This window comes from Chitinophaga sp. CC14 (genome assembly GCF_048957795.1).
Classification (GTDB): Bacteria; Bacteroidota; Bacteroidia; order Chitinophagales; family Chitinophagaceae; genus Chitinophaga; species Chitinophaga ginsengisegetis.
The window spans coordinates 816,413-841,509 of the sequence record NZ_JARBFY010000006.1 but is presented as its reverse complement, the minus strand read 5'-3'; the positions used below and the strand labels follow the sequence as shown (position 1 = coordinate 841,509).

The 25,097-nt window shown below is 46.4% G+C and carries 21 protein-coding genes; 7 read left to right on the top strand and 14 right to left on the bottom strand.

Annotated features, from left to right (window positions below):
- The first annotated feature begins 16 nt into the window (after positions 1-16).
- The 5 genes from PV783_RS33795 (at position 17) to PV783_RS33775 (ending at position 7,268) form a co-directional block, all read left to right on the top strand.
- Complete coding sequence (locus PV783_RS33795) at positions 17-1,375, top strand: RagB/SusD family nutrient uptake outer membrane protein (RefSeq protein ID WP_420991121.1); 1,359 nt, start codon at positions 17-19, stop codon at positions 1,373-1,375.
- A gap of 20 nt (positions 1,376-1,395) precedes the next feature.
- Positions 1,396-3,378 (top strand): redoxin domain-containing protein, encoded by a 1,983-nt coding sequence (locus tag PV783_RS33790; protein WP_420991120.1) that lies wholly within the window; start codon positions 1,396-1,398, stop codon positions 3,376-3,378.
- On the top strand, positions 3,375-4,451 hold the full coding sequence (locus PV783_RS33785) for an alpha/beta hydrolase family protein (RefSeq protein WP_420991119.1): 1,077 nt from the start codon (positions 3,375-3,377) through the stop codon (positions 4,449-4,451). The genes PV783_RS33790 and PV783_RS33785 overlap by 4 nt, the downstream gene beginning before the upstream one ends.
- 193 nt (positions 4,452-4,644) lie before the next feature.
- Positions 4,645-6,189 (top strand): hypothetical protein, encoded by a 1,545-nt coding sequence (locus PV783_RS33780; protein ID WP_420991118.1) that lies wholly within the window; start codon positions 4,645-4,647, stop codon positions 6,187-6,189.
- On the top strand, positions 6,189-7,268 hold the full coding sequence (locus PV783_RS33775; RefSeq protein WP_420991117.1) for a hypothetical protein: 1,080 nt from the start codon (positions 6,189-6,191) through the stop codon (positions 7,266-7,268). Before PV783_RS33780 ends, PV783_RS33775 begins: the two co-directional genes overlap by 1 nt.
- Before the next feature lie 15 nt (positions 7,269-7,283).
- Here PV783_RS33775 and PV783_RS33770 read toward each other — a convergent pair whose 3' ends face one another.
- On the bottom strand, positions 7,284-7,973 hold the full coding sequence (locus PV783_RS33770) for a DUF3592 domain-containing protein (protein WP_420991116.1): 690 nt from the start codon (positions 7,971-7,973) through the stop codon (positions 7,284-7,286).
- 171 nt (positions 7,974-8,144) lie between these two features.
- Here PV783_RS33770 and PV783_RS33765 point away from each other — a divergent pair, with 171 nt between their 5' ends.
- Positions 8,145-8,954, top strand: a complete 810-nt coding sequence (locus tag PV783_RS33765) for an FkbM family methyltransferase (protein WP_420991115.1) — start codon at positions 8,145-8,147, stop codon at positions 8,952-8,954.
- On the opposite strand, the gene PV783_RS33760 is transcribed toward PV783_RS33765, so the two are convergent.
- The 12 genes from PV783_RS33760 to PV783_RS33705 form a co-directional block, all read right to left on the bottom strand.
- Positions 8,951-10,354: an undecaprenyl-phosphate glucose phosphotransferase gene (locus tag PV783_RS33760; RefSeq protein WP_420991114.1), complete on the bottom strand. Its 1,404-nt coding sequence runs from the start codon at positions 10,352-10,354 to the stop codon at positions 8,951-8,953. The two genes, PV783_RS33765 and PV783_RS33760, sit on opposite strands and share 4 nt — an antisense overlap.
- 64 nt (positions 10,355-10,418) lie before the next feature.
- Positions 10,419-11,609 (bottom strand): glycosyltransferase family 4 protein, encoded by a 1,191-nt coding sequence (locus tag PV783_RS33755; protein ID WP_420991113.1) that lies wholly within the window; start codon positions 11,607-11,609, stop codon positions 10,419-10,421.
- The gene (locus PV783_RS33750; RefSeq protein ID WP_079472427.1) at positions 11,606-12,346 is read right to left on the bottom strand and encodes an FkbM family methyltransferase; all 741 of its coding nucleotides are present in this window, start codon (positions 12,344-12,346) and stop codon (positions 11,606-11,608) included. Before PV783_RS33750 ends, PV783_RS33755 begins: the two co-directional genes overlap by 4 nt.
- Entirely contained in the window at positions 12,343-13,446 is a 1,104-nt protein-coding gene (locus PV783_RS33745) for a glycosyltransferase family 4 protein (protein ID WP_420991112.1), read from the bottom strand. Before PV783_RS33745 ends, PV783_RS33750 begins: the two co-directional genes overlap by 4 nt.
- The gene (locus PV783_RS33740) at positions 13,446-14,855 is read right to left on the bottom strand and encodes a hypothetical protein (protein ID WP_420991111.1); all 1,410 of its coding nucleotides are present in this window, start codon (positions 14,853-14,855) and stop codon (positions 13,446-13,448) included. The genes PV783_RS33745 and PV783_RS33740 overlap by 1 nt, the downstream gene beginning before the upstream one ends.
- Positions 14,856-14,868: 13 nt before the next feature.
- Positions 14,869-15,774 carry a hypothetical protein gene (locus tag PV783_RS33735; protein WP_336389481.1) on the bottom strand — a complete coding sequence of 302 codons (906 nt, stop codon included), beginning with the start codon at positions 15,772-15,774 and terminating at the stop codon, positions 14,869-14,871.
- Positions 15,774-16,421 carry a class I SAM-dependent methyltransferase gene (locus tag PV783_RS33730; protein WP_420991110.1) on the bottom strand — a complete coding sequence of 216 codons (648 nt, stop codon included), beginning with the start codon at positions 16,419-16,421 and terminating at the stop codon, positions 15,774-15,776. The genes PV783_RS33735 and PV783_RS33730 overlap by 1 nt, the downstream gene beginning before the upstream one ends.
- A gap of 1 nt (position 16,422) precedes the next feature.
- Positions 16,423-17,115, bottom strand: a complete 693-nt coding sequence (locus tag PV783_RS33725; protein ID WP_079472422.1) for an FkbM family methyltransferase — start codon at positions 17,113-17,115, stop codon at positions 16,423-16,425.
- The gene (locus PV783_RS33720; RefSeq protein WP_420991109.1) at positions 17,112-18,458 is read right to left on the bottom strand and encodes a flippase; all 1,347 of its coding nucleotides are present in this window, start codon (positions 18,456-18,458) and stop codon (positions 17,112-17,114) included. The genes PV783_RS33725 and PV783_RS33720 overlap by 4 nt, the downstream gene beginning before the upstream one ends.
- Positions 18,451-20,814, bottom strand: coding sequence for a GumC family protein (locus tag PV783_RS33715; RefSeq protein WP_420991108.1), 2,364 nt, complete (start codon positions 20,812-20,814; stop codon positions 18,451-18,453). The genes PV783_RS33720 and PV783_RS33715 overlap by 8 nt, the downstream gene beginning before the upstream one ends.
- An 8-nt stretch (positions 20,815-20,822) precedes the next feature.
- Positions 20,823-21,584 carry a polysaccharide biosynthesis/export family protein gene (locus PV783_RS33710; protein ID WP_079472419.1) on the bottom strand — a complete coding sequence of 254 codons (762 nt, stop codon included), beginning with the start codon at positions 21,582-21,584 and terminating at the stop codon, positions 20,823-20,825.
- A gap of 138 nt (positions 21,585-21,722) precedes the next feature.
- Entirely contained in the window at positions 21,723-22,943 is a 1,221-nt protein-coding gene (locus PV783_RS33705) for an acyltransferase family protein (protein WP_420991107.1), read from the bottom strand.
- 443 nt (positions 22,944-23,386) lie between these two features.
- Between PV783_RS33705 and PV783_RS33700 the strand changes: the two genes are divergently transcribed.
- Entirely contained in the window at positions 23,387-23,959 is a 573-nt protein-coding gene (locus PV783_RS33700; protein ID WP_420991106.1) for a hypothetical protein, read from the top strand.
- Between the two features lie 5 nt (positions 23,960-23,964).
- Here PV783_RS33700 and PV783_RS33695 read toward each other — a convergent pair whose 3' ends face one another.
- Entirely contained in the window at positions 23,965-24,930 is a 966-nt protein-coding gene (locus PV783_RS33695; RefSeq protein WP_420991105.1) for a hypothetical protein, read from the bottom strand.
- Positions 24,931-25,097: the final 167 nt, after the last annotated feature.

Genomic DNA, 25,097 nt, shown 5'->3' with positions numbered 1-25,097 from the left:
TTCAAACCGCAGTCAAATGAAACGATATAAAATATTTCTCCTTTTTATTGTTGCCGGCACACTTATCCAGGCTTGCAGCAAATACACCGATATAAAAACCGAAGGCGCGCTTACACCTTCCGACTATGTGAACTACCGGTACCTGATGAATAACCGCCAGGATCTGGAACGTTCGGTAGATATGCCGGATATGACCGCAGATGATATTGTATACAATGATGCCGCTATACAACAGGGTTTATCGGCCGAGTCACGCAATGCCTATATGTGGGCGGCGCAATACTATGACGTGGTAGCTGCAGACCCCGACTGGAAAATACTCTACGCTAATATCTATCCCTGCAATCTGGTGATCAGGGATGTAATGAACAGTAACGGCGGTACTACACAGCTGAAAAAGCAGGTATTGGCAGAAGCCAGGGTACACCGCGCATACAGCTATTTCACGCTGGTAAACATGTATGGTAAACAATACAATGAGAGCAGCAAAGCTACCGACCTGGGAGTGCCTTTACTGCTGGAACCCGATGTGGCCATTGTAGCTACCCGTGCTACGGTACAACAGGCCTACGATCAGATATTGACCGATCTGCAGGCTGCTGTTCCTGATTTGCCGGAGAAAAATACCTACAATATTTATCCCTCCAAAGCTGCGGCCTATGCGTTGCTGGCAAGAGCCTACCTGCAAATGGGACAGTATGCGGAGGCAGAAAAAAATGCAGATAACGCGTTGATGATCCAATCAGGGTTACTGGACCTGCCCACCCTGAGCAGTTACCCGCAACGCACAGATAACCCGGAAATCATTCTTTCCAAAACAGCAGGAATGAGCCACCAGTATTCCGCTATGCAGGTAATGAGCAGCCAGTTGCTGTCGTTGTACGACACCAAAGATTACCGCTACAGCTATTTTACAAGTAATTACACTTTATCCGGAAATACTTACCGCGTTTATTCCAAAGAAGCGGTGATTGGCGGTAACCGCAATATTGGTCCCTCTGTACCGGAGATGCTGCTTATCAAAGCAGAGTGCCGGGCCAGGGCAGGAGATGCAGGCGGCGCTATGAGCGCTATCAATACACTCCGGGCCAAACGCTTTGCGGCACTCGATTTTACGCCGATGACCGCCACCAGTGCAGCCGATGCGTTGGTAAAAGTATTACAGGAAAGAAGACGGGAATTATGCTTCACCTGCATCCGCTGGTTTGATCAGAAACGTCTTTTTACCGACAGCCGTTTTGCGGAAAATATTACCCGTACCAATTTTGCCACCGGCGAAACATATACGCTTACGCCTGGCAGCAACCGGTACCTGTTTCCCATTCCGCAGTATAATATCCAGCTGAATCCATCGCTGGAACAAAACCAGAGATAAACACTAAAAGCAATCTTCAGATGAATAAAGTAAAAATGGCCTTTGTGATGCCGTGTGTGTTGTTCTCCGGAATGGCCTTTTCACAACAGGCAATGAAACTATCGCCGGAAAGGGCTATAGCAGGGGATTCAGTCACCATCAGCTATAACCCGGAAAACACCAGGCTGAAAGGACAGGCGCCTGTTAGTGGCGTGATCTATCTCTATAACAACAATCAATGGGAAGCGCACGACCTGCAAATGAAGATGACCGATTCAGGCTGGGTAACCCGGTATTATTTACCGGAGAAAACCGCGTTGCTGGTATGTAATTTCTCCGCCAACGGCATTACGGATAAAGGCGGCACGCCAACTTATGCCACCATGTTGTCCACTCGTGATGGCCGGCAAATGGCTACTGCATACGCTGCATGGGCTTTTCTACGCACACCTTCCTTTATAGGTGAAGTACCGCCCGCGGTAGATGATACGGTGAAGATCACCAACGAAGTAGCGATGTTCTGGATGAACAACGAACTCCGGTATCACCCGGAAAGCAGGCGTCTTATTTTTTATAACGCCATGAAGATCCTGAAAAGCACCGGCGAGAAACGCGCTGATACCGTCATCCGCCGTGAAATTAATTATATAAGTAGTTTGAAAGATGTTACCGAAGCGGAATTAATGGATGTAAGTAAAGCGTATAGAAATTTGTTGGGAGACAGGAACCGCGCCGACTCCATGAATAATGTGATCATCGCCCGTTTTCCTTCAGGAGTGGCAGCGAGAGACGCTATGGTGTTCAAAATGTTCAAGGGGCCAGCCGGTGGCCGCTATCCGATATGGCAGGAGTTTGTGAAAAAGTTTCCGCCGCAGCAGTTTGAAGGAGTGAATACGGAAATACAGCAGATGTATTATAACAAGGCTTTTCGCAGCGTTGTTTATGAAAAGGTAATGGCCGGTAAAAACCTGCAATACCTGGATGAAATAATGGACGTGGCGCCTTTCGAAGCCCTCACAGAATTTCATCGCCTCCTGATCATGAACGCGCTGGCACACGATGAAATTAAACTGGCAGATGCATTTCCATACTCCAAAAAACTGGTGGAGCGCATCGAAGCATATGCCACTAACAGGAGCGACGCCGCCAGCCGGTTTTATTCGCCGCTGCAATGGAAAGAACAGGTCCTGAAATTTGCGTTACCCGCCTTTATGGGACACGCCTCCCTGCTGCATAAACAAGGCGATGATAAGGCCGCCCTGCAATGGATGGAGAAAGTAAAAGAGCAACCGGGCGCTGAAAGGGCTGATTTTCTCAGCTTGTATGCTACCTTACTGGAAAATACCGGCCGGCATGCAGATGCCATGCAGATTGCTGAAAACGCCACCAGGGCCAATAAGGCAACGCCGGAAATAATTGCGCTGCTGAAACAGGAATATGTACGCAAACACAAAAAAGAAACAGGGTTTAATGCTTACTTCGAAGGCATGAAAAGCGCCGATGTATTATCTGCAGAGCAGGAAGCATTGCGCGCACAACTGATCCGCAAACAAGCGCCGGGCTTTAAACTGGAACAACTCACCGGCGGCGTAGCCGATCTAGCCAAAATGAAAGGCAAAATTGTAGTGTTGGATTTCTGGGCTACCTGGTGCGGACCCTGCAAAGAAGCCATGCCGGGCATGCAGATGGCGGCAGATAAATACAGCAAAGACAAGAACGTAAACTTCTTCTTTATTGCCACCCAGGAAACCAAACCGGACTACCGCGACCAGATAAAAAAATTCCTTCAGTCGAAGAATTTGCACCTGAACGTATTACTCGATGCTAAAAGCAGTACCTCCGGTCACCTCGATGATACCTATAACAAATACGCCCAAACATTGTCTTTCTCCGGCATCCCGGCAAAGGCGATCATTGATCAGCATGGAATAATCCGTTGGCTGGGAATTGGTTACAAAGGAAGTCCGAGCGCCCTGGCAGACGAGATATCTTATATCATTGAGTTATTAAAGAAAGAAGGATGAGTAACGCAGGGAGGTTTTTAGTTGTAATCGTTATCTGCATGATGGTGTGCCTGCCGCGGGTATATAGCCAGGCAGACGCGCCCCAAAGCAGGAATGTTTATTTCAGCAACAAAGATAAAAGTATCCGTTTCGGTGGTACCCTTACCATTCCGGCTAACCGCAAAAGCTTTCCCGCCGTGGTATTGTTATCCGGCACCGGTAAGCAGGACCGTGATGGTACAATGGCCGGCCATAAAATGTTTAAGGCATTGGCAGATTCGCTTGCCGCAATGGGCGTTGCGGTACTCCGTACAGACGACCGCGGCACCGGCGAAACAAATGGAGTGTATGAAACTGCCACTACCAAAGACTTTGCAGACGATGCACTCGCTGCCATCAACTATCTGCGGCTGCAGCCTGGCGTCACCAGAACAGGATTGATCGGGCACAGCGAAGGTGGCGCTGCCGCTATCATCGCGGCTGCAGCAAGTAAAAATGTGGCTTTTGTGATCACACTCGCCGGACTGGCTACCAGCGGCATCGAGGCACTGAAGCTGCAAAACAGCGCTATCATTGATGCTGCGCCCATTTCAGCGTACGATAAAAACCGGCATCATACCATCACCACACTGATGTTTGATACCGCCTACCGCTACGCCTATACGCCGGAGCTGGAGCCACGGCTCCGCGCTACCTATGCGGCATGGAAACATGCGGACGACAGCGCCTACGCAAAAGATAAAGCCGGGGAAGAAGATCACATGCGCTTCTTCCTGGAATCTTATATCCGGCAGGCCACCGGCCCCTGGTACCAGTATCACCTGCGGCACAACCCTGCGCCATTCCTGCAGCAGATTAAAGTACCCTTTCTGGCGCTGAACGGCGATAAGGACATCATGGTGCCTTATAAGGAAAACCTGGCTGCCATCGCGGGAAGCGGCAACCCACAGGTAACCGTGAAAGTATTGCCGGGTTTAAATCATCTTTTCCTGCATTGCGAAAGCTGCACCAATGAGGAGCTGCCCCGGCTGAAAGGTGATATTGCCCCGGAAGCCTGGGCTGCGATAAAAAACTGGATGCAATCGTTTTTATAAAATCAAAAATCAAAGAGTGATGATGGCCATCCCTGTCAGGGGATGGCTTTTTTGGTTATAGCCCTGACCGGCCTTCACAGGGGTGAAATAAAACTAAAGGAGACTTTGCAGATATATTAATATTTCTTACTTTGGAACAAATTAATACTTCGTAGCCCCGGTTAGTTATTCCTTATCCCTAATACTTACACACATGAAAAGACTCCTTTCATTATTATTGCTATTGCCTGTAGCAGATCTGTACGCGCAATCACCTGATACCATCCTGATTAATTACCAGGACTTACCCAAATCAAAAATAAAACGCCGTGTAAGTCATGGGAATATGGTTGTACTGGAGATCATCAACATTAATAAAAGCCGCTACAATATCCAGGTAAATAATACCAGCACTAATTTCTTCCTGCAACAACCTGAAATTCTTTCAAAACTGGATGGATCATCCCTGGAACTTAATACCTCGGAGGATCCTAAACCGCCCGCCGGGCCCGCATTTTCATTTAATGATGGCGCTTTGAAACTGAAAGCCCTGTGGCAGGCGGAGCTAACTCCTTTTAAAGCAAGCTATAAAAAGTTGAATGATAAGCTGGACAATTACTGGGAGAGCCTGAAGAAATTTAAGAAAGCAGTAGAGGTACTGCAACATAGTTTATACTATAAAAATGAACTGATCGCAATAAAGGATGCCTGCGATGGTACTTATCCCCAGGCAGAGAAAAACCTGCTCGCTGCCACCACCACTTTTGTCAACAATAATAAAATCGGGGAAGAAACAGCCGCTGCATCAAAAGAACTGTTGCTTGCCCAGGTGACGAATATCCTGGACCATTATACGCAGGTAGCCACTACTGAAAAGGCAACCCTGGAGCAACTGGTGAAGGAAATTAATGAAGCCGCAAAGCCTTTTAAAGAAGATGCAGATAAGCTGATGGCAAAGCTGTTAACGGTAAAGAAAACTGCGAAAGCAGATGATTTTACCAATGATAACCTTATCCTCGATAAGGCAATCAGGGTGACCAATGAAAGAGTGGAAACCATGCAATCCAATGAGGAGGCGGTTAAAAAAGGCATCGAAATTATTGATAGCTATAAACTACTCGATCAGAAGAATTTAATAGTGAATAGTTATAAAGTCATTAACCCGGTAAATTATACAATAAGACAGGCAGCCATTGCAGATAAAGATGAACTGAAATTTGATATTAAGATAGAACCCAAAGACAACACCATTTGCGCCGATCCGGGTATACAAACCCACGTTATTGTCAGAACGTATGGTGGGTTTAAACTCGATTTCAGTACCGGCTTCTTTCTGAACTTCGGGAATAACAATTTTTTTGATCAGTCTTACCGGCTGGACAGCATCAGCGGCGATCCGGATAATGTGAAAATAGAAAAAAATGATAACCGCAATAAAGTAGTACCCGCCCTCGGCGCATTGATGCACGTTTATTACAGAACAGGGTGGGACTTTCAGCCTGCATTGGCCGTAGGCGTAAGCCTGTCTACCGGATCTACCACAAAGTTTAATTATCACCTGGGCGTTTCTGCCGCTATAGGCCGTGAACAACGGTTTATTGCCAGTTTTGGATGGACGCTCACGCAGGCAACATTGCTTTCGTCAAAATACCAGGAAGGACAGATCGTACCAAAAGCAACTATGGGAACAACAGTGGAAACGGAGTCTTTTTACAAATGGGGAAATTTTCTGGCAATCACCTATAATCTCACCAGGTAATGGCAAAGTATATACTGTTAGGCGCAGCCATCATGCTGCTGCTGGCGCAATACAAGGCGTACAGCCAGGTTGCCCCGGCTATACAACCGCTTAATGATACCATACCGGCGGATAGTAATTTTCTTTTTTCATGCGGTTTTGTGAGTAGTGAGCTGGAAGATGAATGCATTCCGGATATGCAGCCGTCATTAAGTGCGGATGGTTTTACTCCTGCAAAGGTCATTCTTAAAATCCAGCAATTATTAGGGGTGGATAGCGATAACCAGGTGGCCGCAAATTTCATCCTGTACGAATGCAGTTTCCCCGGACCGGTGTTTAAAGCGGTAATGACCCGGGGCGACAGTACCCGGTATATTTTATACAATCGTGGTTACCTCAATAAATTAGTAGCCCAGAATACAGACTGGGTAGCCTTTGCAATCTTCGCGCATGAAGTGGGCCACCATTTCCTGGGCCACTCTGTCCGGAGCCAGGCGTTGACCTATGCCCTTTCCCGGCAAAGGGAATTAACGGCAGATTTTTTCTCCGGGTATATTATCAAGAAGCTGGATGGAACATTAAAGAACGCGGAGTCGGGCATTATGGCGGTTGATAAACATCCTCCCCCGGAACTCGAAGCAGGTTGCAGTCACCCTACCAAAGCCAAACGGCTGCTGGCAATAGCGAAGGGCTATGATTTCGTAAATCAGCCCGGCGCCTCCCTGAGCAGCTTTTTAAACATCGACAGCCTGGTGAGGGCCGAAGGGATAGAACAACTGCTTAACCGCACTAACCAGTTGTATCAGCAGCAGAAATTCCAGCAGGCGCTGGATCAGATCGACAAGTTATTTGATAGGGTTAGCAGCAACCAGCTCCCCATGATGTTTAATAACAGGGGACAAATAAAGCTGAAGCTGAACCAGGAGATTTCTGCATTGGAAGATTTCAACAAGGCAATAATGATTAATAATAAACACGCCGAATTTTTTGAGAACAGGGGCAGGCTGAAAACGCAGCTGGCTAATGAGATCAATATCAAAGAAGCGAAAAAAGACCTGGACAGGGCTAAGTTGCTGAAGCAACAGCAGCGTGTGCAATGATACAGCCCGTAGTTTTTACTGCTGTTCAAAAGAAGAAATATCCACGTAGTACCTGCGTGGATTATTTCTATCTATGTATACGTCTATTTTTTTATCAGGGCCAATCGCCGGGGTAGGGTCAGACCAGATAAAGCCACTCTTGAAATGGCGGCTTTCCCCGGTGAGCGGATCTTTCCAGTGGCACCGGATAAAAAAAGGATGACGATTGTTAACGTGAACAAACCGGTTAGTGTCCACCAGGTCAAAATCGGCCTGCACCAGCAGCCCCGATTGTTTCAGCTGGTCACTGCGCGAGTGGCTCACCTTTCTCACAATATAATAACCCAGTCCGATCAGGCTGAATACTAACCCGAGGCCACCAACGATGATAACGCCAAAATACTCCCTCCAGCCGGCTATTGTCGCATCATCCGGATTTTTGGGATCATAATACATGCCAACGCGTTCCCCGATTTCATAGCCGGCAGGATTGGAGGAAACGCTGGAAATATAGCGATGCTTCACACCTGCTTCATCGTAATAGGTAACCACCGGGGCGTAAGACCGCTTGCCTTTGGCTATCAGGTCAACCACTGTTCCGCTGGTTTTTACCGCGGAGGCATTGAATTGGCGGATATTGTAGTATATCACCGAGGCGCCGGCAACCATCAGCAAACCAATCCCCAGGAAGATATTAAAAGTAAGCGATACTGAACTACGTTTCATGCAGGCGAACAAATTGGGTAAGGGTGCAAGATACCAAATTGTACAGATAAGGAAACAGGGCGCCTTCCGGGCATTAAACAGGAATGAATAAAGTGAATAAGCCTGGCTGGATAAATAGCTGTAATTTTAGTAAAGTGCAGTATTCTCCTGACGACAACCAATAATCAAACTATGAATGCCCTCGGAAAATCTGTTAAAAGAGTGTATGTACTCTTATTTGCCCGGAAGGTCTTTTATCCTGTGAACCTCTTTCTATATAAGCTAAGTATGTTTGGCCTGGGTATCAGGAATCATGAGAATGATACCGTATCCGGGGAAAAGGCGTTTATAAAATTCCTGAAAGCCCGCCGGAAGCTCGACGCCGGGGTGATCATGGATATTGGCGCCAACATGGGCAACTATTCGGTTATGCTGAGAAAGAACGGCATTACCCTTCCCATCTTTGCTTTTGAGCCACACCCCGCAGCATTCCGCAAGCTAAGCGCCGTAGCGGGAGCATACAATTTCACCGCCATACCACAGGGAGCAGGAGAAGTGAGCAGCACCGCCACTATTTACGATTACCAGGGAGATGGCGGCTCGGAACATGCCAGCATGTATAAAGGCGTGATAGAACATCTTCATAAGGGAAAAGCCGAGGAAGTGGCCATTGCACTTACTACCATCGACGAATTTGTAGCACAACAGGAGATCTCCCGGATAGCATTGCTGAAGATAGATACAGAAGGACATGAACTCAGTGTGCTGAAAGGAGCCCGGCAAACCATTGCCAGCGGACTGGCGGATGTAATACAGGTAGAGTTCAATGAAATGAATATCATCTCCAGAACCTTCTTCAAAGATATTGTAGACATATTACCGGGCTACGACTTCTACCGGTTGCTACCCGACGGGCTCAAAGCCCTGGGAGAATACAACAGTACCAGCTATGAAATCTTTTCCTTCCAGAATATTGTAGCCCTGAAAAAGTCCTGGCATTAATAAGCATTCTTATCGCCTTTGATCATATTCATCAATGTCTGGAAAATGATCTGGCAGTCGAGCCAGAAGCTATAGTTTTCAATATACCACAGGTCAAAGTCTACACGTTTCTGCATCTGGCCGGAGATCCTCGTTTCCCCCCTGCAACCATTCACCTGCGCCCAGCCTGTAATACCCGGCTTTACTACATGCCGCAGCATATAATTTTGTATGGTGTTTTTAGATTCCTGGTGTAAAGGAATGGGATGAGGGCGCGGACCTACCAACGACATATCTCCCATCAGCACATTAAAAAACTGTGGCAGCTCATCGAGATTTGTTTTGCGCAGGAAACGTCCAACTGAAGTAATGCGGGAGTCGTTCCGGGTGGCCTGGAGATATCGGCCGCTGGCGTCTACCACGTTGCTGTTCCTGGTCATGGACCGGAACTTATAACAGGTGATCTTTTTATTCTTCAGTCCCCAACGCTCCTGTTTGAACAGCACCGGTCCCGGTGAAGATAGTTTAATCAGTATCCCGATAAGCGGAAACAGCCAGCTGAATACGGTAATAAAAAGCACCGTGGTGAAGCAGAGCTCAAAAAGGCGTTTGAACCGTTGCTTCGCCAGGTCATCCAGCGGAGAAGTACGGATCGTTAACAGCGGGAATTTGCCAAAGAAGTTCATACTGGCTGTAGAGGTGCAGAAGCGGTGACAATCTGCGATGATCCTTACCCGTTTGGCTTCCTTCTCACTGGTAATAATAATATTTTCCATTTCCGTGTTTAAGGTTTCAGGCAGGGCAACAATTACATCGTCTATTTCATGGCTTTCCAGGATCCTGGTGAGATCGGATATTTTGCCCAGGTACTGGCCGTTCAGATAGGGATTGGTTTGCTCATCCACAAAACCAACGCACCGGTAACCAAAATGGTCGTTGGATAAAATTGTTTTGTAGAACGTCATACCGGTATCGCCGGTACCTACTATGAGGATGTTTTTTATATTATAACCGTTGGACCGCAACCGGAGCAAAGATTGCTTTACAATAAACTTAACAACCGTAATGCTTACAAAAGTAAGGAACGCATAAAGCAACGTGAACGTCCTGGGATAAGGATAGTATTTAAAGCAGTAGAAGAACAGGAACGTGAAGAAACAGGCGTGAAGCAATACTGTTTTAAGAATGGCCACAAATTCGTAGGAGAACGACCTCGTTCTGAATTCGTCGTATAAATGCAGCGACATGCCAATGACGGTCCATGCGATGATGCTGATGCAGAGCAATAGCAGGTTAAAGCCGGAAAAGAATACATCTCCCAAACCCGAAATATATTCACGGGTAGCCAGGAAAGCCAGTATAAGCACTACATAATCGATCAGGAGTCGTAGCAGGAAATTAATGTGGTTGCCGGGTTTCATAACGTTCTCAATTAAAAGATGATGGATAGTATGGATGGCAACAGGTTATGAATGACAATCATTATCAGTTCAGGATCGTATTAAATACCTGTAAAAATTTGTTTTCAATATGTTTGATGTCGAAATTCCTTTCAGCATATGCCCGTCCGTTATGACCCATTTCCTGTCTTAGTGCCGCATCTGCCAGCAGCGTTTCAATATGCTGACAGAAGCCCTGTTCATTATCCGGCGAAATGCAATAGCCGGCCTTGTTATCCAATACAATAGCGGCGCTCAGGTTATCTGGCGGCATGGCCAGTACAATTGGCTTTTTCGCGCACAGGTAAGTGAGTACTTTCGATGGCACGGAATAGGTACCCGCATCATTTTCCAGTATGGCCAACAGGATATCCGCGGCGCCCAGCACCTGGCTCATATCCCTGAAATCCTGGAAGGGCAGGAGCAGCAGGTTGTCCAGCTGCAGTTTCTCTTTTTCTTTTTGCAGGAATGCGGCGCCCAATCCTTCGGAGATAACAATAAACACCACGTTTGTATGCCTGCGGAAATAAGCCGCCGCGGCGGACAGCATAGATGGATTGTGTTTTAATCCAAGTGTGCCCGAATAAATAATGCAGGTTTTATCTGCTACCTGGTGCCGGTGGGCCCAGTCGTTATTTTTAGCGGTGAGCGTTATTTCCCGGAGCGGTGCCCAGTTGGGGATACACGTTACCTGTTTTGGATGCACCTTCCATTTGTCGAAAAGATCGCTGAAGTCTTCGGTAATACTGATTACATGCGCGCTTTTCTTCAGCAGTTTTATTTCCAGTTTTTTAAAATAATACCAGATGGGGAAACTGGCGAATCCCAGCCTGCGGCGGGCAATTTGCCGGATGGCAATGGTGTAAATATCCTGGCACCAGTATACAAATTTGATTCCTTTCCGGATGCAGTATTGCTGCACATGTTGCTGAACAAACAACGGTGTTGTGCCGCTCAGCACCACGTTGGGTTGAAAAAGATCCAGTTTGTCGGTCAGTTGCCGGGCGTATTCAATTTCCTGTTTTCTTCTTTTTAACAACGAGTATTTGTCGAATTCACCCTTGATCATAATGGGTAGTATGGTAAGTCCCTGCATGGGCAGGTCTTCAAAGTTTCCTTTGGGCGACTGGAAAGAAACAGAGTAAGCATGCAATACTTCATGCCCGCTTTCAGCGAATTGCCGGCTTAGCTGTAAGGTAAAGGCGTGGCCGGAATGGTCGTTAACTACAATTTTCATCCTTTCTTTCTTTTATATAAAAGATCCATTTGCAGGATCTGTAATTTTTCCGATTGCAGGAATCCTACAGGAGCTATGAATTCAAATCCCAGTTCTTTCACAAAATGGTGCATCTCATCAAACAATGGCTCGCCGTCATACATCTGAACAAAAGAGGTTTCAAACAGGAGGTAATCAATTTGCCGCAAACTGTGCAACGCTCCTTTTAGTACTTCTTTTTCAAAACCCTGAACATCCATTTTCAGTAGTACGGGAGGGATAAAAGGAAGTTTATGACGGAGGTCGTCCAGGCGCTGTACGGGCACCTGTATCCGGTTAGAAGTAGCTGTTTTTGGGAGCATATTTTTTTGCAGATCAGACACGTGCAGCGCCGAGCTGGCGTGTGAATACGCGTTGCTGTAAAATTCCAGCGTTCCGGTGGAGTTGCCCAGCGCCATGTTGTAGGTGTTGATGCTGGTGAGCCTGCGGGTATTACGTTGCAGCAGGCGAAACACTTCCGGCAGGGGTTCAAAGGAATGGATCCGCGCCTGGGGGTAAAAGTGACTGGCAGCTACAGCAAACTGGCCCTGGTTGGCGCCTACATCTATAATTACGCCCAGCGACGGGATATAGTGCCGGCAGTTGTGTAAGATCTGCGTGGAGGCTACGGAGGCGCCTTTTTCCAGCAACGAGGTAAGGCCCCTGCGGGAGGTCAGGAATACTTTTACGGTGTCTGCAATTTTGAAAATAATACTCATGTCGAGAATTTGTAGTTCCAGCAATCTTTGTAAAAACCAATTGTTTCCTGTACGCTTTTATCCCATGTGAATTGTTGTACCTGTTGGAGTCCTTGTGTAATCAGTTGTTGTTTGAAGGTGTCATTTTCAAGTGATCTTATTTTTTCTGCAAACAGCAGGGGATCGGCCCTGTCGGCCATCAGCCCGGCGGTTCCTACTACTTCGGGCATGGAGGTCATGCTGGTGGTTACTACGGGGCAACCGGCTTTCATGGCTTCTCCCGGCGGAAATCCGAAACCTTCATAAGCGGAGGTATAGAGCAGGCAGAAAGCATGATTGTATAGTATATTGAGGTCGGCCTGGCTTACAGTGGGGAAAATATGATAGCGGCCGGCCAGTTTTTCTTTCATCATGCTGATCTCGTTTTTATTCCACGATTCTCCGCCAATTACTACCAGGTGATAGGATGAAGGCAGTAACTCCATTGTTTTTACCGCCATGAAAAAGTTTTTATAATTTCTGCGCGCACCTACATAGAGAATGAATTTTTTATGAAGATCTATTTCCAGCGAACAGCTCACCGGCAGCTGTTTGTTGATGGGGTAGAAGTCGCCGGCAATGCCATGATGAATCACTTTTACTTTTGCGGGATCTATGTCGGGGTAAAAGTGGAGCAGTTCTTTCCGGGTGCTGTCTGAAATGCAGATGATCCCATCGGCCCGCCTGATGCCGTATGCTTTTTGCAGGGTATTGGCGAGGCCGCGGGGAAACTTCGAGGCCAGTTTCCGTTCGTGCGCAAAGTCATGTACCGTCAGGATGTTGAGGATATTTTTCTGGGGGGAAACGCGCAGGTAACCTCCGTGAAAAACCGCTGCCGCCGGAAGCTGGTAGCGCACCGGCAGATAGCGGAGATACTTGCTGGGAATCCAGCTTTCACGGATACAGTTGAACCGGTGGTATTCTATTTTCCGTTCAAAGATATTATCGGACCCCGGGCGTGCGTTTAAGAAACCGATGGACAGCCCGCTGTTGCACATGCCGGACAACAGCTCGTACCAGTAAGCAGATACGCCACCTGCTTTCTGAATAGAGAATACGATATTGTCCAAAAATACCTGCATCATTTTTCGTTTACGGATTCATTATTATATGCGCAGAGTAATGCTACTATTATCAGGAAAAGATCTATCTGGCTGAAAAAGAAACACACCACCACATACGCCAGGTAGTTGCGCTGAAAAGGCGGCACATCCGGTCCTGTTCTGGTAAGTATCAGGAAAAAGAAGAACAGGGAAACGGCCCCGAATTCTGCCAGGATAAAGAACCAGCGCATATTGAGATTGCGCCCGCCAACTCCCTCTATGCGGCTCTGGTAGCTGAGCTGCCCGAAGAAATAACTCGAAGGAATAAAGGTGCTGTTGCCTGCGCCGTAACCAGATATCAGCAAATAAGGCTCATCCCGGAGGAAATCCACCACCGGCAGTTCCATATCCCTTTGCAGCGGAATGCCGAGAATGATATTATTCTTACCCCATATTTCGGTATCATAACGGTAAGCGGATCTTTCAAAGAGCATCTGGTATACCGGCTGATTACGGTTAGCCATATAGTGTTTCAGGAAGTATTCCTTAGAGGCGGCTACCCCAAGAAAAAGGACAACGATCATACCCAGGGTGCTGAGTACTTTCCATCTTACCGACATCAGTTTTGGCAAACATAAATACAGGAGCCCGCCACCGAGGATATTGACCCAGAACGTTTGGGAAGAAGTGAGTATGCCTGCTACCATCATTATCGCTGTGGCCTTGTAATTCCGGTCTTTTATAAACAAAGGGATTGCTAAAGAAAGGAAGGCGCTGAATATTTTAGGTTCCCCGAATAATGCCTGTACCCGCAATCCCAGCGGGCCATTGATTTCCTGCATCAGGTAACGGCTTTGCAGCCCAAGCAGCTCACTTAATGCCACATTCCGGAAAATAAGCTGTACGGAAATCTGGATAAGGGCAATGATACAGGATATACCAGCAATTTTCCTGATGGTGGCAGCAAACTGCCCGAATGAAAGCTGCTGCCGGTCCTGTACTATCCTGGCGCCAATAGCAAACCAGGGAAGATAGGTTTTCAGGTAGAAGTAAAGAGGCTTTGTATAGAAAACAAAGAGTTTACCATCGGGATAATTGAAAGGATCTTTATAAAGTTGTGTGATCAGGAATACCGTGATATTTGATATCAATGGTAACAGCAGCAGGAAAAGATATTCCCTCCGGATGAATTGCTTTCCTGTAAAGAGCTGATGCGCCTGTTCAAGGAAGATAAACATGCCTACAAAAAAAGTAGCGGTAAATGTAGGCCCGATAGCCAGCATCGTATAAGCTTCTGATGCAAAAGCATAGAGCAGCGCGTCTATAATAGAGATCCGCTTGTTGTAATACAGGTATAATAAAATTGCGGCAATGATCAGGGGCATGCTTTCCCTGAAACATTCCACGAAAAAATTGCTGCTTTGAAGATTACTGTATCCGGTTTCCATATAAATTTACTGATCAGGAAATACGTTTGTACAGGTTGTACAACAGTGTATTGTTTTTTACTATTTTTTTTAGTTTGACGAATAACCTGCCTGGACTGTACAGGGTGTTGATAGTATACCTGTCTGCTTCCTCGTTGATGTTACTGCTGCCGGGATGAATGATATCCGCTATGGTGCCGTATTGTATCCTTTTAAACCACCGTGGAATAACACGGGTGTGGGTGGCATCTTTGCCATAACCAATATTTTTAACAAGACTTATATTGGGCGTAATTACCCATCCTTTATTAAACCATACAGTCATAAACCATTGGATATCCCAGGTATCAACCCGCTTGTCGTATATAGATTGCAGTTCTGATTGCAGGAAAGTGTTGAGCCCTTCCCGGGATACATGCCGGTACCGCTGAAGGGTAAAATCGTAATATTGCCATGCGCGTCGCCAGGTAGCCCATCCCCATATATGCGCATAGCGGGAGTAGTAGTAGGAGGCGTTTCCCCGCAGGATGCCCGCCTGGTAATTGCCGCCGTGAATATGCATAATGGTGTCATTGAACCGGTATTTCTCCAGCAGCGTGGTGCAGAATGGGAAGAAGGAGGGATCAGGCACACAATCATCTTCCAGTATAATACCTTCCTCAACATGGCTGAAGAACCAGTCGATCGCCGAACTAACCGCCTTGCCACAACCCAGGTTGTGCGGGCGGAACAGGGTTTCTACTTTACAGGGCCAGTCGATACTTTTTAAAACAGCCATTCTTGTATCCTCGCACAGCGCAGCGTCTTCAGGCCTGTCCGGCCGCGGGCCATCGGCGGCAATAAACAGTTGCTCCGGCTGCTGCAGCCTGATTTGCCTGAATACAAGCAATGCCTGTTCAGGGCGGTTAAATACCAGTAATAAGACCGGCGTGTGTAACATCATTTTGTTGCCTCCAATGCAACGGCGTTATTAAATCTGATTTCTTCTTCCACCAGTTTAAACATGCTGTCACTGCTATCGTTAAAACCACAGTGCCGTATGTTTTTAAATCCTGCTGCGGCCAGCTGGTGTGACAGCGACAGGTGATCCCACATGTATAAATGTTCCCGGTTACCCAGGGCCAGCTGTACCAGCTGTTTCATGCCACGAACCCTGTTTTCTTTACCCAGCAGCGTTTCTTCCATAAACCCGGTGTTTGCCTTCGGATCGTTACTCCTCAGCTGATCAATATATCTCCTGGCAGCGCCTTCCAGGTCGGGCAGCACACACCGGAAGTATCCGCCGGGCTTCAGAATGTGAAAGGTATTCCGGATCGCCAGGAGGCAGTCGTTATAAGAAAGATGCTCCAGCACATGCGAACAATAGATGCCATCACAGGAGCTTTCCTTTATGCCGGGCAAACCTTTCAGTATATCGCCGGGTAATACATCTTTATGAAAGGACACGTGCATCACAGGTTTCAGCAGTTTCCCTATCACGGGAATTTGCTGAATCCTGAGCGTGGGCGAGGAGTCGTAGTTTTTCCAGCCGGCGGGCGCCGAAAAAGGGCCGCAACCATATTGTACATATAACCTGCTTCCGGACATTTTACGTGTTCATGTTTTTAAAGAAGTAAGTGTAATAGGTTTTGGCGAACATGCTATATCCTACCTGTTGCATAAACTGGCATAACTCACTGCGGTCTGTTTGAAGTACCTCAAATGGTGATGATTCTGCCAGTACATATGCGGGTCTGTATTTATCCCAGTTATTGGAGCGCAGTACTTCCATATCAAGCCCTTCGGCGTCGATAGTGATAAAATCTATGGTAACATCTTTTGGCAGATAAGTATCGAGAATATCTGCCAGTGGCCAGGTATCTACCTTCTTTTCCCTGATCACCCGGTACTTCGGTATTTGTGTATATTCTTTTACTTTTTCAGGAGAAAAAGTGCTTAAAGCAGGTTCGTTAAAGATGAAATAAGTAAGTTGTTGTTTTACTACAGACACACCTATTTCGAGGTTAATATCTTTGGGCCGGTGTTTATTGAATAATGCCTTTGAGCCGGGCAGCGGATCTATGTTGATGCCGGTCCAGTTTCTTTTGTAAAGCAGGTAGGTATTGGATACCCTGAACGGATGATGCGCGCCTACATCTATATACACCCCTTTCTTTTTCTTGTCGAAGATCCTTTTCAGAATGAGGTCTTCTCCTTCTGAACTGTAAGCACGCACACCGTAACTGAGCCGGGGAAATAAGGTGGTAACTAACTTTACCGCGATATTTTTCATGCTGTTCATTTGGTATAGTGTTTTTGATTTAGGGTAACCAGATTGGTGGTGAAAATCCTCAGGCTGTTGTATACTTGTTTTATATCAGAAAATACCAGTAAGGGATGGAACATTTTTTGGGTAAGGAGGTATCCCTGGCCGCTTTTGTCGAGCAGCAGCAACATGCCATAAACGGTGGTATACGCTGCTACCGTGGCAATGGCGGCGCCGGTTCCACCATAAAGAGGGATCAGGAAAAAATTGATGCCCGCATTCACCACCAGGCCGGAAAGATTGCCATACAGGTAAATTTTGTATTCCCCTTCTACAAACAGGTACTGCACCATAACAATGCTCAGGAATACGGGAATACCCGCCCATATATGGATCATCAGCATCCACGACGCTGCCACGTAACCCGGACCATAGAGGAATGGAATAATGATATGCGCCGTTGAAGTAACCACCAAGGCAATGGCAATACTCAGCCAGAAGGACAACCGCAGCCATTTTTCCAGCATCAGGAGGTATGCCTGCCGGCTGATCTTTTTCTTTTGTATGAGCCCCGGCAATATCGCTACAGAGATCACGGTGGGGATGGCATACCATAGCTCGGAAATCCGGGCCGCGCCCACATATTTCCCGAGTTCCGCCGGGTTGGCGAGCGTCTCCAGCAGTACCAGGTCGATCTTCATAAACAGCACCACTACCAGGTTGGAAAGCATCAGCGGCCAGCTTTGCACCAGCAGCGTTTGCGCTAACGCGGTATCAATACGCCAGGTAAAAACGTGGGTATTACCGGATATATATACTACGATGATGATACAATAGGTAACCACTAATTCTATAACAGAAGCCCACAGGAATGTGATCAGGGTACCATCGAAGTAGATGATGAGCAGCTTTATCCCGCAGAAAGCAAGGAATACCGCTACTTTAGGAATAATCACTCTTTTAACATTGTTCTTTACCTGGTAGAAATAATCCAGTACATCAAAAGACTGCAATAGGACAATGAGTGCGGAAAAAATGGTGCAGTAAAGATAAAGCTGCCGGTGTTTTTCCGTAAGCAGTACAATGCCGGTGCTTACCGCCATACACAGAGCGCCGGCAACGATCCTCATCAGGATAACGGTAGCCACAATAGTGCCCTGTTTTTGCTCGTTATTGATCAGCTCTTTCACGGCAAGTTTATCCATTCCCAATATGGCCACACTGCCAATAATAGTGGTAAGCGCCAGCGCATAGTTCCAGATCCCGAATTCTTCCGGACCCAGGTGCCTGGCAATAAGCGCCATAATGATAATGCCCGGGAAAAGTTTACTGAGCTTATCAACCAGGAGCCAACCGCTATTTTCAAATAGTTTATGCAATGCGTTGTTTTATTTTTTTCATCAATGATAACCAGGTATGATTATGTTGTTTATTTTCTGTGTATGAATAATGATCGTAGTAGTAATACGGGTAGAAAGTATCCTGTTCTATACCGTTAAAGATGATCCCGGTTTTTTTGAAGAACCCTTTCCGGATGTTTTCTGATACCGGTATCAGTTTGGATTTGAGCGTGAAGTTGTACCGCACCACAAACAGGGCGCAATCCACCTGGTGCGAAATACTTTTTGCGTCAGATACGATACCGATGGGCGACATATCAATCACCACGTAATCGAACAGGTCTTTCAGCTGCGCCAGCAAATCGGCCATGCGTTCTCCCTCGATCAGTTCTATAGGATTGGGTGGAATGGGGCCGGAGGAAACCAGGTAGAGGCCATCGGTGCCGGGTACTTTTTTGATGATCTCTTCAATGGTTTTATTACCGATGATGTAGTTGGTAACCCCCACGTTGTGGTCCAGTCCGAGGAATTGGGAGAGCTTCGGTTTCCGGAGATCCAGTTCAAGCAGCACTACTTTTTTATTGCTTACGGTTAAGGAGTTACCCAGGTGCGCCGACAAGAACGTTTTCCCTTCGCCCGATATACTGGATGTAAGCAGGATGGTGGGCGTGCTGGTTATGCCGGTGAGGAGGAACTTCAGGTTGGTACGCATATTAAAAACCTGTTCCACCAGTACGGACCTGTTCTGGAGCGACATATCGCGCGCGCCTTCTTCCTGCTGGTAAATTTCTGCGATCACCGGCAGGTCAAATACCTGTTCTATTTCTTTTTTGCTGAGTACACTTGGGTTCAGGAAATATTTAAGATAGATATAGGCGCTGGTAAGTACCAGTCCTGCTGCAATAAAGCCGATGAACACCAGTGATTTTTTAGGAGTGATGGGTTTGTCGGGTACAAACGCGGGAGCAATCACCTTATTATCTACCACGTTGCTGGCGTAGGCCACCGATGCTTCTTCTTTCTTTTTCAGCAGATAGAGATACAGGTTTTCCTTAACGCCTTGTTGTCTTTTGATGTTGATGTATTCTTTTGCGTAGGTAGGAATGTTCGCTATTTTGCCTTGTATCTGGTTTACTTTGGCCTGTGTTTTTCTTTGCACCACATCTGCATTGCGCCGGTAGCCGGCAATATAATCCTTGATGGTTTTTCGCGTGTCGGTGATTTGCGACTCCACGTTTTGCAGGATATCGCTGGTAGGTTTCAGCGAAAGGGAGAGCCGTTTCTTTTCCCTGAGCGCTTCTTCATACCGGTTGATCATGGAGGTGAGCGTTTGATCGATGTTGCCCAATACGGGCGCAAAAGGGTAATCGCTGGAAGGGTTGCTGATATAGCCGTCTACCTGGTCAAATACAGAAAGCTGCAGGTTGGCTTCACTGAGCCGGATATCCGCTTCCTTTACCTGTTCCAGTGCCAGTTTGGAGCTGGCGTCAATATCTGTGATGCCTCTTTGTATTTTAAAATTCTCTTCCTGTTTTTCCAGCAGTCCCAGTTCTTCTTTTAATGAATCGATCCTTACTGCCAGGAAGTGAATGGTTTTGAATGCTACTTTGTTTTTATCATCGAGGGTATAGTCATTATAGGCTTCCAGCAGGGAGTTGAGGAAGTCGGCCGTTCTTTCAGGAACGGGGTCTTTGTAGCTTACCAGTATCACGGTGGCGTCGCGGTTAACAAGGGCGGTGCCTATTTCCTCTATTTTTTCGTAGGCGTATTCCTGTACGGAATCTACCCGGATGCGGAACGTATTGGTGGGCGTACCTGTGGTTAGTGGCGGGAAGGTGATCACGAATTTATCTTTCCCTATGGTGAACGGTTCGCCGGCCTGTGCGGTAAGCTGCAGACTGGTATCGGTGGTATAGTTCACCTGTTTTATTTTCAGCAGGTCATTTTCGCGTGTTACATCGAAAGTATAGTTGCCTACTTTTGAGCTGTCGCCCAGCACGCGGAGGTGGAGTGGCGGATGGTTATAGATCTCTTCATTCTTTACCGTTCCTTTTATATAGTAACGGATGTTGAAACCATTGCCGGCGATTACTTTTTCCACCAGGATAGGGGATTTCAGCACCTCCATCTCATTTTCAATATTTTTACCGTTGTTAAAAAGCGCCAGTGATTTGAGTGCATCCATTTCTTCTCCACCACCTTTTTTTTCATCTTTCAGGTATAGTTTGGCGCTCGACATATAGATTGGTTTTTTGTACTTCAGGTACAGCATGGCGCCGGTCACCATCGCCATCAGTACTAACAGGTATAATGGCCAGTGAAACACTATTTTCTGGAAAAGATCATTGAGATCTATAACGGAGTTCCTGTTGTTTGTAGGTTTTGGTTGATTCATATCGCGGATCATTTACTTAAAATGACAATCGTGGTAATGAGTGATATAACGCCGATGATGGCTGGTAGCAACTGTATTGTTTTGGACGTGGCAAACTTGCGGTCGGGTCCGGGCTTTACGTATATAACATCGTTATTGCTGAGATAATAGTAAGGTGAGGAAAGGGTTTTGCTGTCGTTCAGGTTAATGGAAGCATATGTTTTGATGCCATTTACTTCCCGGATGATCATGATATCATCACGTTTAGCCGTTACGTTGAGGTCGCCGGCCATACTTAGTGCATCCAGCAGGGAGGCCCTTTCGGCGCCTATCCTGAAGGAGCCGGGACGTGCCACGTCGCCCAGCACCGAGATCCTGAAATTAACCAGGCGGGTAGATACATAAGCGTTACGCACTGTTTTTTCCAGTTCCTGTGATACGAGGTCGTTGATGGCGGCGGTCGTTTTGTCTTTTACATTTATTTTCCCGATCACCGGCAGGGAAATATTACCGGTACTGTCTACCAGGTATCCCTGTTCCATGCCATTGCCTGCTGCCGGGCCGGAAACGGCAATGTTGGGATTAAAGATCTGCGATACTTCCTTATCGAGGGTGGTAATGGTGATTTGCAGGATATCGCCGGGTTGTATTTTGAGTTGCTGCATGCGGCTAAGGGAATCGGCGCCCGCCGCTGCTGCAATGTCATTAAAATAGGTCAGTTTTTGGGTGCTCGCGCATCCGGAAACTATAACTAACGCCAGGATCAGGGGTAAGCTAAATTTCAATCCCATATTTAGTGATTAATTTTTCAATGCTGGTATTGTGTAATAAATGACGCGTGAATACAGGAGTTTATCCGGTAATTATTTACTACACAAAGGTTTTTCTTTTTAACAGGGAGGTGACGGACCTCCTTCACTACGGAACTTTTAAGTCGTTATATTAACATCAGCTATCTTTACACGGGTCTTGTTTGCTTTGGAAAACCGGGCTCTGAGTTTGTCCTGAGCGGGAAGTTCGAAATAATAATAAGTGGCCATGCTTAACGGGATCAGTAACAGGAAAAACAGCAATAATGTACCTGGTGATCTTAATACAAGACGGCTCATGTGAAACCAGTCAACTACGAGAACGAATATTATTTGTAACGGATAATGGATCAGGTACATCGCATAGCTGCCATTTCCGAGCAGCGCCCACTTCCTGTTGAGCATGCCTTTGGTTGTTTCCCACAGTGCCAGGGTGAGAATGGTGAAGGGAGAAACGGCGATGCGGAAGAAAAAGTTTCTGAGCTGGCCAAAGAGGCTCAATGCGGTTTCGGTGCTTTTGTCCGGCATCGCCTGGTGAAATAGTTTTATCCATATTCCCTGTAAGAAAGAGAATTGGTATTCGGCAAGCATGGCTGCCCATAGTACCAGGGTGACAATGGTGAGGGCCGGTAAATATTTTCTGGCCCTGTTTTCTTTCATCATCCACACATACAGGTAGTAAACCAGGCCACCGAGGAAAAAGGTAAACATACCTTTTCCGATGAGGCTATAATAATATTGTAAAAATGCGCCCACGGGAATCAGTAAAAAGAGCAGCAGTTTTTTCTTTTCCAGTTTCAGGTAACAAATGATAAAGAACAGGAAATACAGGAATACTTCTACGGAAACAGACCAGGAGGGGCCGTTAAAGGAAGGGCCTTTCTCAAATCCCCAGTTTTGAATAAAGAGAAGGTTAAGCAGGAAATGATAGCTATCATTATATTGTATGATAAAGTAATGCCCTACATTTCTCAGCATCAGCCATTGCAGCACCGCTACCAGCACTAATGTGACAAAATGGATGGGGTAGAGCCTGCTCACCCTGTAAACGATGAACTTGCGGAAGCTGATTTGCCGGGTGGCAATCCGCTCTGCATACAGCCAGAAGAATATAAACCCCGATAACAGGAAGAACAGATCCACGGCTACCATCCCATCGGTGTAGAAAATAGAGAGGTACTTGTACCACGGGAGCGCTGTTTTCTCGTACCCGTTCTGTACATAGACGTCGTTTGCATAATAAAAGAATTGCCAGTGGTATAAAACCACTATCATAGCTGCAATACCTCTGATAGCGTCAAGGGCGTAAAAATGCTGAGGAGGATTTTGGTTAGAAGTCATTAGGGTATTTCGATAGCAATATGATCAATTGACGGTATCTACGATCATTTCCACAATAGTAATTTAATTATAATACTGATAGTTACAAGGTTAGCGTGGATAAAGGATGAAATGGATACGAAGTGATTAAAATGAATAAAATGAACAGGGCTTTGAGGAGGGATTACGTTATATTATAGAGTAACCCAACCGGTGAGTGATCATTGTTACCCCCGATAAAATAACTCCCTGTTTCCTGGTATATGCAATCATCATGTGAGGGCTATCTTTGTAGCGGATAGAAAAGTAATCCGGTGAATGGTAATACTGGTTAAAACAAACTGATGGACTTTCATTTCGGCCCTTTCGGAGAATATCTAATATACACGGTTTACTTTTGGTATGTTACCATGCCTTTAGCTTGTTTGTTCCTGTGGGTTTGCCTTCGCAGGAAAAACCCCCGCGTGCTAAGATGGATTTCCGGCATCGGCGCCGCCGTATTACTGTTTCCCGTGGTAGTAATGATGTGGGTACTGGTGAGCGGATCGATTGAAGACGGAAAAAGCCGCCGGGAATTCAGGCAGAAAAAGGCGCTCCATACCTTTATCTTAAAACAGCCCGAAACCATAGCAGGTATTGCCCTTTCAACAAACGATACGGTTTATTACCAAACTGATTTTGATATGAACTACAGGAACCAGGCGCAATTGATGGATGTTGACTCGGTTCATTTGACAAAGCCCACCTATTTTTTCAATCTGCAGGTGAAAGACTATATCGGGGTTGTTATCAATGACCCCGATACATGGAACGTTACACTTACGCATGATCAGCTGGTGTTTGGCTGGCCCTGTACAGGCAAGGCGGTCATTGCTGCTGATAGTACGTTTGTTTCGGGAACACTGGCCAAAGATCATGTGGCATGGGGCCACCAGTTGCCCAAAGGTGCGAAGGTGACATACAAAAAGGAGTATGAGCAGCTAAACATCATTTTGCCGGATTCGGAGTTTATCACCATCGATCTGAAAACGAAATAGCCGCTCTATAGCAACGCCATGCTGAACAGCCCATGCTGCGTACCTTTTTTATCGGCCAGATAAATACAGCAAACTTTATCACCGGGCAGGAAGCGGTCATCATCCAGGTATCCCGATACAATTTGCTTACCAATACGGTACCAATATACCCTGGTATATCCACTGCCTTCGTTATCATAACGGGAAACAAAAACTTCTGTAATGACACCGGTAAGGGCTATTTTTTGTTCAGCGTTTTGTACACGGCGATTGAAAATCAGGGCGAACCCTGCCAGAAAAATAACAATCGCTGCAAAGAAAAGCAGCATGCCGAACATTATTTCAGGTTCGCGCGCCCTTTCAGAAAACATCAGGCAGATTGCCCACGGACCTGCGAATGTGAAGAATAGTATTTTGATGGCGCGGCGGTTCCAGCGCATCATCAAGGGCGCTTTTTCTGCTGCGCTTGTGGGTTCGGCGACGCTGGTCGCCCCGGGCACATCTTTATATTGTATGCCCAGTAGTATATTATGTTGTACGGTTATAGGAAGCCATTCCAAAACTATTAATGCCCGCGGCAAAAAAAGGCTGTCGCTAACGTGCTCTAAAGGTCCCGGCGCAACTACCTTTATGGTGTTATTGTCTACGGTATAAGTGAGCAGATGTTTATCTGCTCTCACCTCCAACAGTGTGCCCGTGGTCACCTGTTTCAGTCCCCTGCGCAGAACAGTACGGGTTTGCTTCATTTTTCCAAAAACGCTCACCAGCTTATAAACAAAGAATGAGGCAAATGGCATAAAGGAAAGCATAAATATATAGGCCGGCAGCTTTTCTTCCTGGTTGAAAAAAATAAAAAACAAGGCTGACAGCAGGAGAGGGAGTACGAGAAGGCTGGCCCATAGCCTGACTTGCCTGCTATACTTTTTACGCCACCAACGTACCAGTTTTTCATCTTCCGGACTAAGCGCCTGACAGTTGGAGTTAATAATCATATTCTTTTCTTGTTTGATGCTTACGCCCTGTACTAAACCCCGAAATTAAAGAGAATATGCACAAGTTATTATACCTGTTTCCAGGGATGTTATTATGAAGCAATTGTGCTTATCATTGTGTATCGTTATAGAACCTTAGCTTTACAGGAAGTAAACAGCAACTATGT

Excerpts from the sequence above, each read along its gene's own strand:
- PV783_RS33795 (WP_420991121.1), top strand. The coding sequence starts at position 17 with ATGAAACGATATAAAATATTTCTCCTTTTTATTGTTGCCGGCACACTT.
- PV783_RS33790 (WP_420991120.1), top strand. The coding sequence starts at position 1,396 with ATGAATAAAGTAAAAATGGCCTTTGTGATGCCGTGTGTGTTGTTCTCC.
- PV783_RS33785 (WP_420991119.1), top strand. The coding sequence starts at position 3,375 with ATGAGTAACGCAGGGAGGTTTTTAGTTGTAATCGTTATCTGCATGATG.
- PV783_RS33780 (WP_420991118.1), top strand. The coding sequence starts at position 4,645 with ATGAAAAGACTCCTTTCATTATTATTGCTATTGCCTGTAGCAGATCTG.
- PV783_RS33775 (WP_420991117.1), top strand. The coding sequence starts at position 6,189 with ATGGCAAAGTATATACTGTTAGGCGCAGCCATCATGCTGCTGCTGGCG.
- PV783_RS33770 (WP_420991116.1), bottom strand. The coding sequence starts at position 7,973 with ATGAAACGTAGTTCAGTATCGCTTACTTTTAATATCTTCCTGGGGATT.
- PV783_RS33765 (WP_420991115.1), top strand. The coding sequence starts at position 8,145 with ATGAATGCCCTCGGAAAATCTGTTAAAAGAGTGTATGTACTCTTATTT.
- PV783_RS33760 (WP_420991114.1), bottom strand. The coding sequence starts at position 10,354 with ATGAAACCCGGCAACCACATTAATTTCCTGCTACGACTCCTGATCGAT.
- PV783_RS33755 (WP_420991113.1), bottom strand. The coding sequence starts at position 11,609 with ATGAAAATTGTAGTTAACGACCATTCCGGCCACGCCTTTACCTTACAG.
- PV783_RS33750 (WP_079472427.1), bottom strand. The coding sequence starts at position 12,346 with ATGAGTATTATTTTCAAAATTGCAGACACCGTAAAAGTATTCCTGACC.
- PV783_RS33745 (WP_420991112.1), bottom strand. The coding sequence starts at position 13,446 with ATGCAGGTATTTTTGGACAATATCGTATTCTCTATTCAGAAAGCAGGT.
- PV783_RS33740 (WP_420991111.1), bottom strand. The coding sequence starts at position 14,855 with ATGGAAACCGGATACAGTAATCTTCAAAGCAGCAATTTTTTCGTGGAA.
- PV783_RS33735 (WP_336389481.1), bottom strand. The coding sequence starts at position 15,774 with ATGTTACACACGCCGGTCTTATTACTGGTATTTAACCGCCCTGAACAG.
- PV783_RS33730 (WP_420991110.1), bottom strand. The coding sequence starts at position 16,421 with ATGTCCGGAAGCAGGTTATATGTACAATATGGTTGCGGCCCTTTTTCG.
- PV783_RS33725 (WP_079472422.1), bottom strand. The coding sequence starts at position 17,115 with ATGAACAGCATGAAAAATATCGCGGTAAAGTTAGTTACCACCTTATTT.
- PV783_RS33715 (WP_420991108.1), bottom strand. The coding sequence starts at position 20,814 with ATGAATCAACCAAAACCTACAAACAACAGGAACTCCGTTATAGATCTC.
- PV783_RS33710 (WP_079472419.1), bottom strand. The coding sequence starts at position 21,584 with ATGGGATTGAAATTTAGCTTACCCCTGATCCTGGCGTTAGTTATAGTT.
- PV783_RS33705 (WP_420991107.1), bottom strand. The coding sequence starts at position 22,943 with ATGACTTCTAACCAAAATCCTCCTCAGCATTTTTACGCCCTTGACGCT.
- PV783_RS33695 (WP_420991105.1), bottom strand. The coding sequence starts at position 24,930 with ATGATTATTAACTCCAACTGTCAGGCGCTTAGTCCGGAAGATGAAAAA.